The sequence below is a fragment of the Histophilus somni 2336 genome, assembly GCF_000019405.1.
Classification (GTDB): domain Bacteria; phylum Pseudomonadota; class Gammaproteobacteria; order Enterobacterales; family Pasteurellaceae; genus Histophilus; species Histophilus somni.
In genome coordinates, this window is sequence record NC_010519.1 from 606,187 (window position 1) to 622,214 (window position 16,028).

At 35.3% G+C, this 16,028-nt stretch carries 11 protein-coding genes and 4 pseudogenes; 10 read left to right on the top strand and 5 right to left on the bottom strand.

What is annotated here, in order from left to right:
• Positions 1-41: 41 nt before the first annotated feature.
• From HSM_RS10750 to HSM_RS11330, 4 genes and pseudogenes are all read left to right on the top strand, one after another.
• Positions 42-197, top strand: a pseudogene (locus HSM_RS10750) (thiol:disulfide interchange protein DsbA/DsbL); the annotation flags it as partial.
• Positions 194-883 carry a 5'-methylthioadenosine/S-adenosylhomocysteine nucleosidase gene (gene mtnN / locus HSM_RS02675; protein ID WP_012341363.1) on the top strand — a complete coding sequence of 230 codons (690 nt, stop codon included), beginning with the start codon at positions 194-196 and terminating at the stop codon, positions 881-883. The pseudogene HSM_RS10750 and the gene mtnN, both read left to right, overlap by 4 nt.
• Positions 884-994: 111 nt before the next feature.
• A pseudogene (locus HSM_RS10530) lies at positions 995-1,365 on the top strand (helix-turn-helix domain-containing protein); the annotation flags it as partial.
• A 95-nt stretch (positions 1,366-1,460) separates the two neighbouring features.
• Positions 1,461-1,550: pseudogene (locus HSM_RS11330) on the top strand (IS3 family transposase); the annotation flags it as partial.
• A 51-nt stretch (positions 1,551-1,601) separates the two neighbouring features.
• Here the strand turns inward: HSM_RS11330 and rpmE are convergent.
• Positions 1,602-1,814, bottom strand: a complete 213-nt coding sequence (gene rpmE / locus HSM_RS02680) for a 50S ribosomal protein L31 (protein ID WP_012341368.1) — start codon at positions 1,812-1,814, stop codon at positions 1,602-1,604.
• Between the two features lie 193 nt (positions 1,815-2,007).
• Positions 2,008-3,666 (bottom strand): putative transporter, encoded by a 1,659-nt coding sequence (locus tag HSM_RS02685; protein ID WP_012341369.1) that lies wholly within the window; start codon positions 3,664-3,666, stop codon positions 2,008-2,010.
• Positions 3,667-3,863: 197 nt separating this feature from the next.
• On the opposite strand from HSM_RS02685, the pseudogene HSM_RS02690 reads away from it, so the two are divergent.
• From HSM_RS02690 to nrdG, 3 genes and pseudogenes are all read left to right on the top strand, one after another.
• Positions 3,864-5,660, top strand: a pseudogene (locus HSM_RS02690) (ABC transporter ATP-binding protein/permease).
• Between the two features lie 284 nt (positions 5,661-5,944).
• Positions 5,945-8,071 (top strand): anaerobic ribonucleoside-triphosphate reductase, encoded by a 2,127-nt coding sequence (nrdD, locus tag HSM_RS02695; RefSeq protein WP_012341370.1) that lies wholly within the window; start codon positions 5,945-5,947, stop codon positions 8,069-8,071.
• Between the two features lie 15 nt (positions 8,072-8,086).
• Positions 8,087-8,554: an anaerobic ribonucleoside-triphosphate reductase-activating protein gene (gene nrdG / locus HSM_RS02700; RefSeq protein WP_012341371.1), complete on the top strand. Its 468-nt coding sequence runs from the start codon at positions 8,087-8,089 to the stop codon at positions 8,552-8,554.
• A 272-nt stretch (positions 8,555-8,826) separates the two neighbouring features.
• On the opposite strand, the gene ltrA is transcribed toward nrdG, so the two are convergent.
• The 3 genes from ltrA to HSM_RS11085 form a co-directional block, all read right to left on the bottom strand.
• Entirely contained in the window at positions 8,827-10,554 is a 1,728-nt protein-coding gene (gene ltrA, locus HSM_RS02705; RefSeq protein WP_012341372.1) for a group II intron reverse transcriptase/maturase, read from the bottom strand.
• A 1,594-nt stretch (positions 10,555-12,148) separates the two neighbouring features.
• Positions 12,149-13,153, bottom strand: coding sequence for a type I glyceraldehyde-3-phosphate dehydrogenase (gene gap / locus HSM_RS02710; protein WP_011609617.1), 1,005 nt, complete (start codon positions 13,151-13,153; stop codon positions 12,149-12,151).
• A gap of 278 nt (positions 13,154-13,431) precedes the next feature.
• Positions 13,432-13,554, bottom strand: a complete 123-nt coding sequence (locus HSM_RS11085) for a hypothetical protein (protein ID WP_265468971.1) — start codon at positions 13,552-13,554, stop codon at positions 13,432-13,434.
• Positions 13,555-13,609: 55 nt separating this feature from the next.
• On the opposite strand from HSM_RS11085, the gene HSM_RS02715 reads away from it, so the two are divergent.
• Genes HSM_RS02715 through HSM_RS02725 form a run of 3 tightly spaced genes read left to right on the top strand, consistent with a single transcriptional unit; the run spans position 13,610 to position 16,027 of the window.
• Complete coding sequence (locus HSM_RS02715; RefSeq protein ID WP_012341375.1) at positions 13,610-14,413, top strand: choline kinase family protein; 804 nt, start codon at positions 13,610-13,612, stop codon at positions 14,411-14,413.
• Positions 14,400-15,332 carry a DMT family transporter gene (locus HSM_RS02720; protein WP_012341376.1) on the top strand — a complete coding sequence of 311 codons (933 nt, stop codon included), beginning with the start codon at positions 14,400-14,402 and terminating at the stop codon, positions 15,330-15,332. The genes HSM_RS02715 and HSM_RS02720 overlap by 14 nt, the downstream gene beginning before the upstream one ends.
• Positions 15,329-16,027, top strand: coding sequence for an NTP transferase domain-containing protein (locus HSM_RS02725; RefSeq protein WP_012341377.1), 699 nt, complete (start codon positions 15,329-15,331; stop codon positions 16,025-16,027). Before HSM_RS02720 ends, HSM_RS02725 begins: the two co-directional genes overlap by 4 nt.
• Position 16,028 lies beyond the last annotated feature (1 nt).

The window sequence follows — 16,028 nt, forward strand, 5'->3', positions numbered from 1 at the left end:
TTTATTTTTCGGCACTGGTACATAATAATGTTTTAGGGACAATAAAAATGACAGAAGAATATGGCGTATTTACTTATCCCTATGTCATTATTAATGGTAAATATGTTTTGACAGCAAGTACTTTATATAACGATGATTATAGTGTTGCAGTGCTTGATTTTTTAATTCATCAAATTCAAGTGGAGAGCAGGAAATGAAAGTAGGTATTGTTGGTGCGATGGCACAAGAAGTTGAGATTTTAGCGAGTTTAATTGAGAATAAAAACGTAGTTCATATTGCCGGCTGTACAATTTATCAAGGAAACATTCAAGATAAGGAGGTTGCCTTATTACAATCTGGTATTGGAAAAGTTGCAGCGGCAATGGGAACTACACTATTATTGCAAATGTTTAAGCCTGATATTGTTATTAATACAGGATCTGCCGGCGGCGTATCCTCCGGATTAAAAGTGGGTGATGTTGTTGTGTCTACTCAAACTGTTTATCATGATGCTGATGTGACAGCCTTTGGCTATGCTAAAGGTCAACTGCCTGCTTGTCCGCCCGCTTTTATTTCTGATCCGAAACTGACCGCACTTGTTGAAAATGTTGCGGAGCAACAAGGAATTAATCTGACTTCCGGTTTAATTTGCTCCGGTGACAGTTTTATTAATAGTGCAGAAAAATTAGCTTGGATAAAAGCAAATTTTCCAGAAGTTGTTGCTATTGAAATGGAGGCAACAGCTATTGCTCAGGTATGTCATAAATTCAATATTCCGTTTGTTGTCATACGGGCGATTTCTGATGTCGGAGACGGTGAAGCAAGCATATCTTTTGAAGAGTTTTTGCCTTTAGCGGCTAGACAGTCTTCCTCTATGGTTCTAAAGATATTACAAAGTTTGTAGGGAATTGATTTATTATAAATATCAACTTGATAAATAAAGAAAAAATCTCCAAATTGATCTGCACCCAAAAAGTTGGACTAAACAGCCAACTGATTAAGGTGCAGATTTTTTATGACTAAATATAACCAATCTTTCAAACAACAAGTCATCAAATTTTATCTTCAAAACGGGAAAAATCGCTCGCTTACTCGTCAGCATTTTCAGCTAGAGAAAAGTACATTACGTCATTAGATTAACCAATATCATCACTATGGGTTCAAAAGGTTAGCTGTTTTAGGTAAACAGCAAATGTTGTAAAGGCACTGCGAGAGCAATTTCCGCTTGAAATCCTGTTGCCACTTATCGACTTAAAACGTAGTACTTTCTTTTATCACCTTGCAGATAAAGTGGATAAAAATGCGGAAATTAAGCAGAAAGAGGCCGAGATTTATCACGAAAACAACGGTAACTATGGCTATCGTCGTATCACGCTGATATTGAGAAAAATCTGAACAATCAACCATAAAAAAGTCCAAGCAACAGAATGTTACTTCGGCAAGCGTTTGACACGCTTGGCGAACTTAAGCAAACCATTCATGAATACATTCATTACTACAACAATGAGCGTATTCAAGTGAAATTAAAAGGACCAAGTCCTGCAGAATACAGAACTCAGTCCTCAAGTTAACGCAGTCTAACTTTTTTGGGTCAGATTAATTCGGAGATTTTTTGTTTTGGATTATTTTGAGCTTGGAATGCTGAAACGCTTGTTGAAACGTTCTACACGACCGCCGGTATCAACAACACGTTGTTTACCAGTATAGAAAGGATGGCAGTTGCTACATACGTCCAAGTTCAAATTTTTACCCACTGTTGAACGAGTTTTAATTACGTTACCGCAAGAACACGTCGCAGTAATTTCTTTATATTCAGGGTGAATACCTTGTTTCATAGAAAACCTCTTAAAAATCACTCCGCTCTCCAAAACCGAATTTGGCACCGAGTGCTGTTAATATTACGCCATCTAAAGGCAATTTAGTAAGATGGCAGATTATACCGAAAAAATGGGCTTTTTCAAGTTATCTGTATAAAAAACCGCACTTTATCCTTGCATGTTAAAGTGCGGTATAATTTGCAACAATTTTTTACATTGCTGTCCAAAGTAAAATGGCAAGCAACTGAGGCGACATAATACGCAGGAACATAGAAAGCGGATAAACAGTAGCGTAAGATAATGCAGCTATACCGCTATCTTCTTTAATTGCATTGGCAAAAGCCAGTGCGGGAGGATCAGTCATTGAACCTGCAAGCAAACCGCATAAGCTGAGATAGTTTAATTTCATGTATAAGCGAGCAATAATGCCGGTGATCATTAATGGAATAAAGGTAATGAACATACCATATCCCATCCATTCAAGTCCTTGACCATTAACCAGTGTGTCAACAAATCCGCCTCCGGATTTTAGTCCAACAACAGCTAGGAATAAAACGATACCAATTTCACGTAGTGCTAAGTTTGCACTGGGTGGCATAAACCAATAGAGTTTACCGACACTACCAATACGAGCAAGGATTAGTGCGACAACTAATGGACCTCCGGCTAAACCTAATTTTAATGCTACAGGGAATCCTGGAATGTAGAATGGAATTGAGCCTAATAGCACGCCTAATCCAATTCCGATAAATACCGGTAACATTTGCACTTGTTGTAGTTTTTGTTGTGCATTGCCAATAATTGAGGTTGCATTACCAATTGTATCGGATCGCCCTACAATATGTAGCACATCGCCAAATTGTAATGCGGTGTTGGCTGTTGGAACTAACTCTACGCCGGCACGATTTAAACGTGAAATCACAACGCCATATTTTTTATGAATTCCTAGGTGTTTTATGCGTTTACCAAGCACTTTTTCATTGGTAACAACAATACGTTCAGAGCGAAGATCTCCTGCTAAATGAGTCATAGGCATATCAATTTCCTCACCTATCACCAATTTCATTTTTTTCAAGGCATTGATTTCACCAACTAAATGTAATACGTCATCAATTGCTATTATGGTATCTGCACTTGGTACACTAATATTTTCTTGTCGTTTTAAACGAGAACAAACCACATCTTTATTGTCAAAGCCGGGAATATCAATTAATCGTAAACCACTTAAATTTGGATTGGTCACTTTAACATTTACTGTTGTTAAGCTTTCTTTATCCTGTCCGCTGGCTTTTTGGAATTGTTTCTCTTCTTCTTCAACCTTAATTTTAAAAAATAAACGAATTAACCACATGCTAAGTAAAATGCCGCAAATCCCGAAAGGATAAGCCATAGCGTACGCCATACCCATTGTGCTGTTAGCATTTTCTATGCCTAGTTCAGTGAGAATTTGTTGACCCGCACCCAAGGATGGCGTATTAGTGACCGCACCGGAGTAGATACCGAGAATAATATCAAGATCAACATTAACAACTTTATATAGGACAAAAACACTTACTGCACCGAGAACAACAATTAATGTTGCTAAGCCGTTAAGTTTTAAACCAGCAGAAAGTAGAGAGGCGAAAAATCCCGGACCGACTTGAATGCCAATGGTATAAACAAATAGAATTAACCCAAATTCTTGGATAAAGTGTAGAGTGTGTGCATCTAATTTCAATCCATTTTGGTTCATAAAATGAGCGACAATAATCCCACCGAATAATACTCCCCCGATGCCTAAACCGACTCCGCGTATTTTCCAATGCCCTATCCATAAACCAATAACGGCAACAAGGGCTAGGATACAAATTGTGATAGCAATATCACTCATACCGACCTCTTTTAAAGTTAAATATAAAAAATAGCTACTCGAATTATATCAAGCTCAATTCAAAGAAACGATAAAAATCTAAAAAATGTAGGATTTATCACATTTTTCTTGATTAAGTTATGGTTTTTATTAACAATATTTGAAAAAAATTAAATTTCATTTAATCCCTTTATTATAAGAGGCGTTGAGAATACAAAATGAATTGGACGGAAGAACTTTTTACATCGTTACTTTGGATAGTGAAAAGCTTATTTATAGCAAGCTTGGTTTTCTCTTTAATTTTATATTTTTTGATAAAAATGACCCGATGGGGACATCAATTTTGGCTATTAGCGAAAAGTTATTTATCACCACGTCATAGCCTTATGCCTTTGTGTTATTTTTGGGTAATCGTTTTTTTTGACTTATTATCCGTGCGTTTGGACATTTTATTTTCCAGTTGGTACAAGTCCATGTATGATGCCTTACAAGAAATGAACGTAGTTGGATTCTAGCAGCAAATGGTTGTTTTTTCCCTTTTGGCTATGGTTCATATATTTAATGTTTTGCTTACTTACTATATTTCTCAGGATTTCAAAATTAAGTGGAGAACTTGGCTTAATAATGAAATGTTAGATAAATGGTCTGAAAATCAGGCTTACTATAAAACCCAGTGCCTTGCTCATCAATTGGATAATCCGGATCAACGTATTCAACAAGATGTTGATGCCTATGTTTCTAATTCATTAAACTTTGCTACAGGTGTTATTTCTTCTACAGTGTCTTTAGCTGCATTTACCGTGATTTTATGGAATTTGTCAGGTCCGATGGTAATTATGGGCTATGAAATTCCACATATGATGGTATTCTTGGTTTTTATTTATGTATTAGTGAGTAGTGTAATTGCTTTTAGAATTGGGCGGCCATTGATTCAATTGAATTTTGTTAATGAGCGTTTAAATGCAAACTATCGTTATTCATTAATTCGTTTAAAAGAATACGCAGAAAGCATAGCTTTTTATCGAGGGGAAAATATAGAAAAATCGATGTTATTACGCCAATTTGAAAAAGTAATTGGTAATTTGTGGCAAATAATTCACCGCACTTTGAAATTATCTGGCTTCAATTTAGTGGTTTCACAGGTATCAGTCATTTTTCCATTTATTATTCAGGCAGCCCGTTATTTTTCCGGACAGATTAAATTAGGTGATTTAATTCAGACGTCACAGGCTTTTAGCAAGGTTCAGTCAGCATTATCGTTTTATCGAAACTCCTATGATGATTTTGCTGCCTATCGAGCGGTTCTGGATCGTCTAACAGGTTTCCATAGTGCTATTGAAGCAGCTAATCAGCCATCAAAAACACAAATTAAACCTCATATGTCAGCGGTTATTTTTGAGAATTTAAATATTAATACACCGGAAGGAAATACTCTCATTGAGAAGCTGAACTTAACAATTGAGCAAGGGGTTTCTTTATTGATTAAAGGTAAATCGGGTGTAGGGAAAACAACTTTATTGCGTACAACAGCAGGTTTATGGCCGTATTCAGAAGGGCAGATTTTTTGTCCACAACAAACATTGTTTCTAGCACAAAAAACCTATTTACCACAGGGGTGCTTAATTGATGCTCTTTATTATCCTGAACCGGTTCCGGCCGACATTGACGCAGACAATATCAGTAACATTTTGCAAAAAGTGCATTTGTCTCATCTGGTTGACAAATTGGATGTAGAAAATGATTGGACGAGAGTACTATCTTTAGGGGAACAGCAACGTGTAGCTTGTGCCAGAGTATTGTTGCATAAGCCTAAAGTTGTTTTCTTAGATGAGGCTACATCAAGCATGGATGAAGGGCTTGAAGATGCGATGTATCGCTTATTATTAACTGAATTACCTAGTACAACTTTAATCAGCGTGGGACATCGTTCAACTTTGCATAAGTATCATCAATTACACTTGCAGATCAATAGTGATAAAAGTTGGGACATGATGAAACATACAGAAACATTTTAGCGTAAAACATATTTGTTAATTTGCTGAATGAAATGTATCCATTGATGTTAAGTCGATGGATTTTTTTACGTTCTAAATTTGACATAGATCAAATAAACTTTATTTTTATTTGCAAAGCATTCTCAATAAAAATGAGTTTTTTTACTAGAAAAATGAATGATTAAGCAGGTTTTTCTTACAAAATTTATGCAAATAACACACAATATATAGTGGTTGAGTTTTTAAAAGTAACAATATATAGTGATTTGACTTTTCTTAAACGCAACATATAGGTTTATGTAAAAATGGGTTCATTCTTCGTTATTAAACGTGATGGTTCACGTGCAGAATTTGAAATACAAAGAATTATTAATGCTATTAAAAAAGCTGCAAGTGCGGTCAATATCCAAGATGAAATGTTCTGTCATAAAATTGGACAACTGGTCTGTGATAATATTTTTGCTCATTACCAAAAAGAAATTGATATTAGCCACATCCAGGAGATTGTTGAAAATCATCTGATGGCTAGCAAGTATCCACAAGTTGCACGAGCTTATATTGAATATCGTCATGAGCGTGATTTAGCTAGAGAGAAACGTAGTAATTTGACTAAAGAAATCGAAGGATTAATTGGGCAAAGTAATGTGGAATTGTTAAATGAGAATGCCAATAAAGATTCGAAAGTCATTCCAACTCAGCGTGATTTATTGGCGGGTATTGTCGCTAAACATTATGCTAAACGTTATATTCTGCCAAAAGATGTCGTTGATTCCCATGAAAAAGGCGAAATTCATTATCATGATTTAGATTATGCACCATTCTTTCCTATGTTTAACTGCATGCTGGTCGATTTAAAAGGTATGCTGACGAAAGGATTTAAAATGGGGAATGCGGACATTGAGCCGCCAAAATCTATTGGTACTGCGACTGCGGTTACCGCACAAATTATCGCTCAAGTAGCAAGTCATATTTATGGGGGCACCACGGTTAATCGTATTGATGAAGTACTTGCACCTTATGTGCAACTCAGCTATGAAAAACACTTGAAAACAGCTGCACTTTGGCAAATTCCAGATCCCAAAGCTTATGCCGACAGTTTAATTCAAAAAGAATGTTTTGATGCTTTTCAATCGTTGGAATATGAAGTCAACACTCTGCATACTGCCAATGGACAAACGCCATTTGTTACTTTTGGGTTCGGTTTGGGGATCAGTTGGCAAGAGCGGTTGATTCAGAAAGCTATTTTGCAAAACCGAATTCGTGGATTGGGGAAAAATCATAAAACACCTGTTTTTCCTAAGTTGGTTTTTACAATTAAAAAAGGGGTCAATCAAAATTCAGGAGATCCGAATTATGATATTAAACAGCTCGCTTTAGAATGTGCTTCAAAACGCATGTATCCGGATATTCTCAATTATGATCAAGTTGTGAAAGTAACAGGTTCATTTAAAGCACCAATGGGATGCCGTAGTTTTCTTGGTGCTTATGAAGAAAATAACGAATTGGTCCATGATGGACGGAATAATTTGGGTGTAGTTAGCCTAAATTTGCCACGTATTGCACTGGAAGCGAAAGGAGATGAACAGCAATTCTATACATTGCTTGAAGCAAGGTTGGATCTTGCTAAAAAAGCATTGATGACACGTATTGCCCGTTTGGAAAATACAAAAGCACGAGTTGCACCAATTTTATATATGGAGGGGGCTTGTGGTGTTCGTTTAAAAGCAGATGATAATGTGGCACAAATTTTCAAAAACGGTAGAGCATCAATTTCGCTTGGTTATATTGGTATTCATGAAACTATTAACGCCCTATTTGGCGGTAAACACATTTATGATGATACAAAATTGCGTAAAAAGGGCATTGAAATTGTCAGTTTCTTGAGCGAAAAAGTTAAACATTGGAAAGCGGAAACTGGCTATGCTTTTAGTTTATATTCCACACCGAGCGAAAACTTGTGTGATCGTTTTTGTCGTTTAGATACCAAACAGTTTGGTGTTGTTGATGGAGTGACGGACAAAGGTTATTACACAAATAGCTATCATTTAGATGTTGAGAAAAAAGTAAATCCTTATGATAAATTGGATTTTGAGATGCCTTACCCTCGTTTAGCGAGCGGTGGATTTATTTGCTATGGTGAATATCCAAATATTCAGCATAATTTAAAAGCACTTGAAGATGTTTGGGACTATTCTTATGAACGAGTTCCTTATTATGGTACTAATACACCGATTGATGAATGCTATGAATGTGGTTTTACAGGAGAGTTTAGTTGTACAAGCAAAGGATTTACTTGCCCTAAGTGCGGTAATCATGATAGTGAAAAAGTCTCTGTAACCCGTCGAGTATGCGGTTATTTAGGAAGCCCGGATGCACGTCCGTTTAATGCTGGAAAACAAGAAGAGGTTAAACGCCGTGTTAAACATTTATAAAAATCATCACTCTTTATGAATTATCTGCAATATTATCCGATTGATGTTGTAAATGGCGAAGGCACAAGATGTACTTTGTTTGTCAGTGGTTGCTCCCATGCTTGCAAAGGGTGTTACAACCAAAAGAGTTGGTCATTTAGGGCTGGAGTATTATTTGATCGAGAGATGGAAGATCAAATTATTCGAGATCTACAGGATAGACGCATTCGTCGACAAGGATTGAGTTTAACAGGCGGTGATCCTTTACATCCTCAAAATATTACCGCACTTTTGCCTTTTGTGCAGAGAGTAAAAAAGGAATGTCCTGATAAAGATATTTGGCTATGGACAGGTTATTTATTAGCGGAGCTTGATGAATTGCAACGGAAAATGTTGCCTTACATTGATGTGTTAATTGATGGTAAGTTTGAGCAAGAAAAAGCCGATCCAAGTTTGATTTGGCGAGGATCCGCCAATCAAGTAATTTATCGTTTTAAGCTTTAGCTTTTACACAAGTCCTTGCATAAGCATACTCATACGAATGGTGCGGTATATTTAAACTCTATATTGAATTTGTATAACCAACGTCAATTTAGATCGTTATTACGATATAGAATATATCAGCAAATCGAATATTATAAAAAAACCGCTCCTAAAGAGCGGTTTTTTTGCGAAGGTTTTAAATCGGGTAGCCAAGTTGTATTACTACAACTTAGCCCCCTAAGAACTGTACAAGCAAATTTCTCTGCATACAGCTCAAGCCTTTCTATTAACTGCTACGCAGTCGGTTTCGCAACGTTCAAATTCAGGCGATGAATTTGTTGGTGACACTCAGGATGTACTAAACATCTGTTATTTAGTGAATCTGTTCCACCATACATTTTGTAAATTATATGATGATCGTGCCAGCCGCTTTCTTTCGTTATTGACGTATTACACAATGCACATTTTCCTTTCTGCTCTTTGTAAAGAGCTTGCCATTGCTGTCTGTGTGATTGTTCATCATACATTCTGGCTTGAGCAAGGTTTTCTCCATACATTTCCCATTCAGGTAAAAATGGTTTGTATTGTGATTTTATCTTTCTGTGTCGCTTAATTTTCACATATCCACAATAGAGTAAATTTATTGGGATTTGTTCTTCTTTATTGCTGTTGGTGACTGTGCCGAAAATCCAATTCCGAGTTGCATTTGAATAAAAGTATTTCTCTTTAATCCAAATTTTTCCTTTGTTTGGATGTCTTCGTCTGCACCAACGCCATAAGGCTTTCCAAATTAAACTATCCATTCGGTTAAATATCACTTTAGCCACAACGTGTTTATGATAGTTTGTCCAACCTCTTATCATTGGATTTAATACTTTTATTAGGTCATCTTGTTTCGCCATTTTCATTTTTGAAATTGATTGTTTTACCTTGTCGTAAAATGCTTTTGCATTTTTCTTACTTGGTTTAATAATCAATTTTTTATCAAAACGTTTAACAGTCCAACCTAAAAAGTCAAATCCGTGTTCGATATGCACTACCTTGGTTTTACTTTCCGATAAGGAAAGCCCTCTTTCTGCAAGAAAGTTTTTCACCATAGGGATAACTTGTTCTTCCAGTAATTCTTTTGATATACCTGAAATAATAAAGTCATCTGCATACCTAACGAGGTATGTCCGATGTTTTGCTATTTTAAGACTATTCTTTGCACCAAAGTGCTTGATTAGCTCTTTTTCTAACCCATCTAACGCCATATTTGCCAACGTTGGAGAGATAATATCACCTTGCGGTGTCCCCTCCGTTGTTGGTTTTAGTTGACCGAACTCAACAACACCTGATTTTAACCATTTCTTGAGTATTCGCTTATTCATTGGAATATGCTTGAGTAGCCAGTCGTGGTTAATAAAATCAAAACAACCATGTATATCTGCATCCAGTACCCATTCTGCCATTTGACGAGATTGGTTTCCTTTTGTTGAAAATATACTATGTATATGTGATATAGCATCTGCCGTTGAACGGTTTAATCTAAATCCATACGAATTATTGTCTGCTGTTGTTTCTGCTATGGGTTGCAATGCTAGTAAATACAACATTTGCATTGCTCTATCTTTCATCGTGGGTATGCCTAATGGACGTTTCTTCCCATTTGACTTTGGAATGAAAACCCGTCTTAATGGTTTAGGTTGATACCCTTTACTTGATAGATCTTGTATAGCAATCCATTTGGATTCAGGTGTATCCCAAATCCGTTTATCAATACCAGCGGTTCGTTTGCCTGTATTTTCCGTCACCCGTCGTACTGCTAATGCTTTTGCATAAAACGAGTGGGTAAGCATTCGTTGTAAGTTTTTAACCTTACGCCAATTGCTTTCCTGTGTTGCCTTCGCAATCCGCACCTGCATTCCTTTCACATATCGGTTTGCTTTATACCAATTGATATAATGCCATTGCGATATATGTGAGGTCGCTGGAGCTAGACTGCTTACTAATTTCTTAGTATGATGAGTTTGCTCTTTCATACTTACCTCCGTTGAGAGATAAGTTTTCTTGGTAAATTAATCGTTCCTCTTTCTGTTTGGACACTTCAAGAGTTGCTATGGTTACCAATAAACTTACACTCTTGAATCACTAAGGATAAAGAGTGCGTGCGTTGGTTTTATTTGATTGGTTTTCAATCTGCAAGCCAACGCTCGCTTTTATCCCGTCAAATTTTAAAGGAATTTGTCAGACATCTTGCGATGAAAGACCGGTTAGAAGTCTGCACCCTTTCGGGTTAGGTCATATTTCATACCCTATTTGCACCATTACAGTACAACCTTCGCTTTCTCTAACTTCTTTTACCTACACCACCAACAGCATTGCTTACGCGTTGCCTGCCATTTTTCAGGCGGAGATATAGGCTTACCAAGTTCCATTATTACTACATGGATAGGGAAGATATAGTCTTTTTTCCCGACAGTGTTTATGATGACGTATCCCAAGGCTAAAATGAGATAACCCACTGCATACCTTTTGGTTCAAGCCGATAGCGACCGTAGGCTTGTTCTACATAACGAGAATTACGACTATTCACTTACGTTTATCTTTCTATCCAACCTAGTCCCTCAACCCAATGGTCGTTTCGAGTCTCTTATTAATACTTCACAGTATTAATAACCTTATCGGGGGTACATTGTCAGGAAGCTCCGCACAAAATCGTTGCCAATTATGCACTATCCCTAGGTTACTGTTAGTCATATAACAGGTTACACTCATTTATTTCTTCGCAACTGCATATATCAACGTTGAAACAAATTGTAACAATAGTAATAACAGCTTACTCATACTTAACTAAGTTGTTACCTAATACAGCAATAAATAAGCCCTTGCTGGTTTGCTTTAAAACTTACTTTATCCATTAAACAAATGTTTAATAGTACTTTGATAGTACTTTGTTTACGTTTAATCCTCTAATAGGAAATAACTAACCTTTAACAAATAAAAACTCATTTGTTAGTAATGATTATTTCAATGAAAGGGGATTTGGGTAAATTTTAGACCGAGAAGTAGCAGTGCTGTTCCGCAAGCCATTCACGGGCAACTATTACTTTCAAGTTGCTGAGGGTGTTTCTTAATAAAAGAATATCCCGAAGTACAGTAAATAAAGATAAGTGTAAAGGTGGCAACCAAATAGAAGAAATTCCACTTTCTTATACTCGAACCGTTTCAGATTGCTACGGTATCTTTCGGACTTTATTTATAGTAGGGTTGAATAATCATTCTTTATGGACGATATGACGTTTTGGATTTGACCCAAGTCACTCTATAAATAGGCGACTAACGGTAGTCCTATCTTTCGATAACGGATCTTGCTTGCTTACTCCTCTTAATATTTATCTAAATATTAAGTACATAAAAGTGAAGACCATACCTTATTACCGCATAAAGTTGGAGATATTCTTACCAACTTAGAACTAGATCTTGAGCAACGCTCCTTTTCTAGTCTGCTACCCAAACTCTTCCCGAGAAGATCTGGATAGTCAAGAGAAAGCTACATTACATAGCTTTCTCTTAATTGAGTTAAATCCTTGATATATAAGGACTTAACCCCAGTAAGCACAACACTTGTCGCACTTAGCCTTTGTAGTTATGTACATGAGCAACTAAATCTAATACTTTATTTGAGTAGCCAGTTTCATTATCATACCAAGAAACTAATTTAACGAAAGTATCAGTTAATGCAATACCTGCTGCCGCATCGAATACAGAAGTCAAGCTACAACCGTTGAAATCAGTAGAAACTACAGCGTCTTCAGTATAACCTAATACACCTTTCATTTCATTTTCAGAAGCACGTTTGATTTCTGCACAGATTTCTGCATAAGTTGCCGGTTTTTCCAAGTTTACAGTTAAATCAACGACGGAAACGTTTGGTGTAGGAACACGGAATGCCATACCTGTTAATTTACCATTCAATGCAGGGATAACTTTACCAACAGCTTTTGCCGCACCTGTTGAAGAAGGGATAATATTTTGTGCCGCACCACGACCTCCACGCCAGTCTTTTGCAGAAGGGCCATCAACAGTTTTTTGGGTTGCTGTTGTTGCATGAACTGTTGTCATTAAACCGTCTTTGATACCGAATTTGTCATTGATAACTTTAGCTAACGGTGCTAAACAGTTTGTTGTACAAGAAGCATTAGAAACAATGTCTTGACCGGCATACGCATCAAAGTTTACGCCGTTAACAAACATTGGCGTTGCATCTTTAGATGGACCGGTTAAAACAACTTTTTTCGCACCTGCGGTAATATGTTTACGAGCAGTTGCGTCATCTAAGAATAAACCTGTCGCTTCAACAGCAACATCAACACCGAGCTCATTCCATTTTAAATTAGCAGGGTCACGCTCTGATGTAACACGAATCGCTTTACCATTAACCACTAAGTTTCCATCTTTGACTTCAACTGTACCATCAAAACGACCATGAGTTGAATCATATTTAAGCATATAAGCCATATATTCAACATCAATTAGATCGTTAATACCAACTACCTCAATGTCATCACGAGTTTGTGCTGCACGAAATACGATACGACCGATACGACCGAAACCATTAATACCAATTTTAATTGTCATAATATTTTCACCTATAATATTTTAAGTTAAACGAAACTCGATGCTTTACAGAAGTGCTTAGTCTTTCTAGTTTTCAGGCTGGGGTAGATTATAGCATAAATTCTTCTTTGATTATAGTGTCTCTAGAGTAAATCCGGCATATATAGATTTTTTATGATCCACGTCAAAGTTGATAATGTTTGTACCACATTGATTTTTTAGTGTAGTATGTGCGGAGATTTATGTTTCATCGTTAAGCGGAAAATGACTTTTCATATGGAAATAGGAAGAATATCATGTTAACCAACCAACCAACCAACCAACCAACCAACCAACCAACCAACCAACCAACCAACCAACCAACCAACCAACCAACCAACCAACCAACCAACCAACCAACCAAATGAACGTTTATTTTCCATAGTAAAGGAAGTTTTTCCGAAAAGTCATAGCATAAATTTTTCTCTTTTAGGAGGAATGACCAACAAGAATTATCTCCTTTATGTTGATAATGAAAAATATGTATTGCGTCTGCCAGGGGTAATGACATCGAATTTGATTTCAAGGCACTATGAAATGAATAATAGTATATTGATGTCTCAGGCAGAATTTAATGTTGAAACAATTTATTTTAATGCTGATAATGGTATTAAAATAACGAAGTTTTTAGAAAAAGGTATCAATTTTAATCATAATAATATTCATCAATATGAATATTTATTTCTCATCTCAAAAGAATTATATAAATTACATCATTCAGATATTCAATTTAATAATGAATTTAATGTATTTGAAACTTTTCAACAATATTTTGACTTATTAAAAGATAAGAATGGATTTTTCTGCTTTAATAAAAATATTCCATTGATATACGAATTTTTTATTAAAATTTCAAAGAATAATTCTTTTTATAACATCAAATGTCCTTGCCATAATGATCTTGTTCCTGAGAATATTTTAATGAAAAACAATAAATTATTTTTTATTGATTGGGAATATTCAGGAATGAATGCTCCGTTATTTGATGTAGCGGCTTTTTTTCTTGAGTCGAGAATACCAGAAGAAAAACAAAAATATTTCCTTGTTCATTATGATCATCATCTGGATTTTGAAAAGTCTCGTATGGAAATACTATTTCATCAATTTACCCAAGATGTTTTATGGTTTTTATGGACTTTGATAAAAGAAGAAAATAATGAGAAATTTGAAAATTATGCCTCAACAAGAATAAATCGTGCTTATGAACTGATGAAGGAGTTGGTGAAAAATGGGTTTATTTAGTGAAGATAAACGATTAGTTCATGTCGGTTATTTTTGTGGATTATTATCCGGTTTATTTTGGGCAATATCAGGAATTTCTTACGAAAAATTATATCTAGATTTCCCAATGCTGAATGCGTTTGCATTAAATATTATTATATTAAGTATTGCTGAGATTACTTTGCTGTTAATGGCTTATGGTTATTTGATAAAAAGAAAATTATTACCGCACTTTAATAAGGTTTCTTTGTTAGCGATTTTGGGAGGTTGTTTGGGTGGTCCTGTTGGGATGATTTGCTATTTACAGTCCTTACAATATGTTGGAGTGAGTTATGCGGCGACGATTTCAATTTGTTATCCAATTATAGCATCTATTTTATCCATCAAGTTTTTAGCTGTGAAAGCATCAAGAAGAACACTATTTTCTTTTGTTTTTATTGTCTTATTATTAATGCCTGTCATGTATCAAGGTGAAAATTCAGAAATCAGGATTTTAGGCATTATTTTTGCTTTTTCTTGTGCATTATGTTGGGCACTTGAAATTGTGATTTCCAGTTATGTCATGCAACACTATTTATCCGATCAAGTTTATTTATTTAGACAAATAGGATCGTCTTTAGGATATTTTCTTATTATTCTTTTCATGTTTTTTTATGGAACTTATGACAATTTAATTGATTTTAATTTTTTTAAGGATGTAAATCTATGGAAATTGGAGTGGATAGTTATTATTTCCTCAGGATTTTCTTATTTTCTATATTATAAATCAATTGCAATTTTGAATCCAATTAGAGCAATGGCATTAAATATTACATATAGTCTTTGGGCGATTGTATTAAGTGCGGTTCTTTTATCAAAGGAAATTAGTATCTTTCTGCTTATGATTGGAATAATTGTATTGATGAATATTTTTATTGTGGCGAAAGGAGAAGAAAAATGAATGCCATTATTTTAGCGGCAGGTTTAGGAAGTCGTTTTAGAGAGATTACGCAGAAGAAGCATAAGGCTTTACTTCCGTTACCTAATGGAATTCCTAATATTGAGCAAACAATTATTTATTTAAAGCAAGCAGGTATTCATGAAATTCACATTGTAACAGGTTATTTTTCTGAGCAGTTTGATTTTTTAAGTGGTAAATACGGGGTTAATCTTATTTATAATAAGTTTTATAAAAAGTACAATAATATCTATTCTTTTCATTGTGCTATTGAGCATTTCGGAGAAAGTTTTGTTATTGACAGCGATGTGACGCTTTTTAGCAATATTTTTAATGATAAATTAAAACGAAGTCAATATTTTTTAATTCAACGAAATAAAAGTCATAATAAAGAATGGATTCCGATAGTAAAAGATAACCGAGTTATTGATATTATTATTGACAGTTTGGAGTTGCCGAGTTTACTGGGTGTCTCTTTTTGGTCAAATAATGACGCAGTTAAAATAAAATCATTTCTGGCTGATTATGTGAATAATGAAAATTTATTACTTGATTCATCATTGTATTGGGATAATATTCCAATGGAAAATCTTAAAGAATTGGATATTGGTGTAAAGCTTTTGAATATAAAGGAAGCTTATGAAATAGATAATTTATCCGAGTATGAATTTATATTTCATCATTTAAAAGGTAAATAGT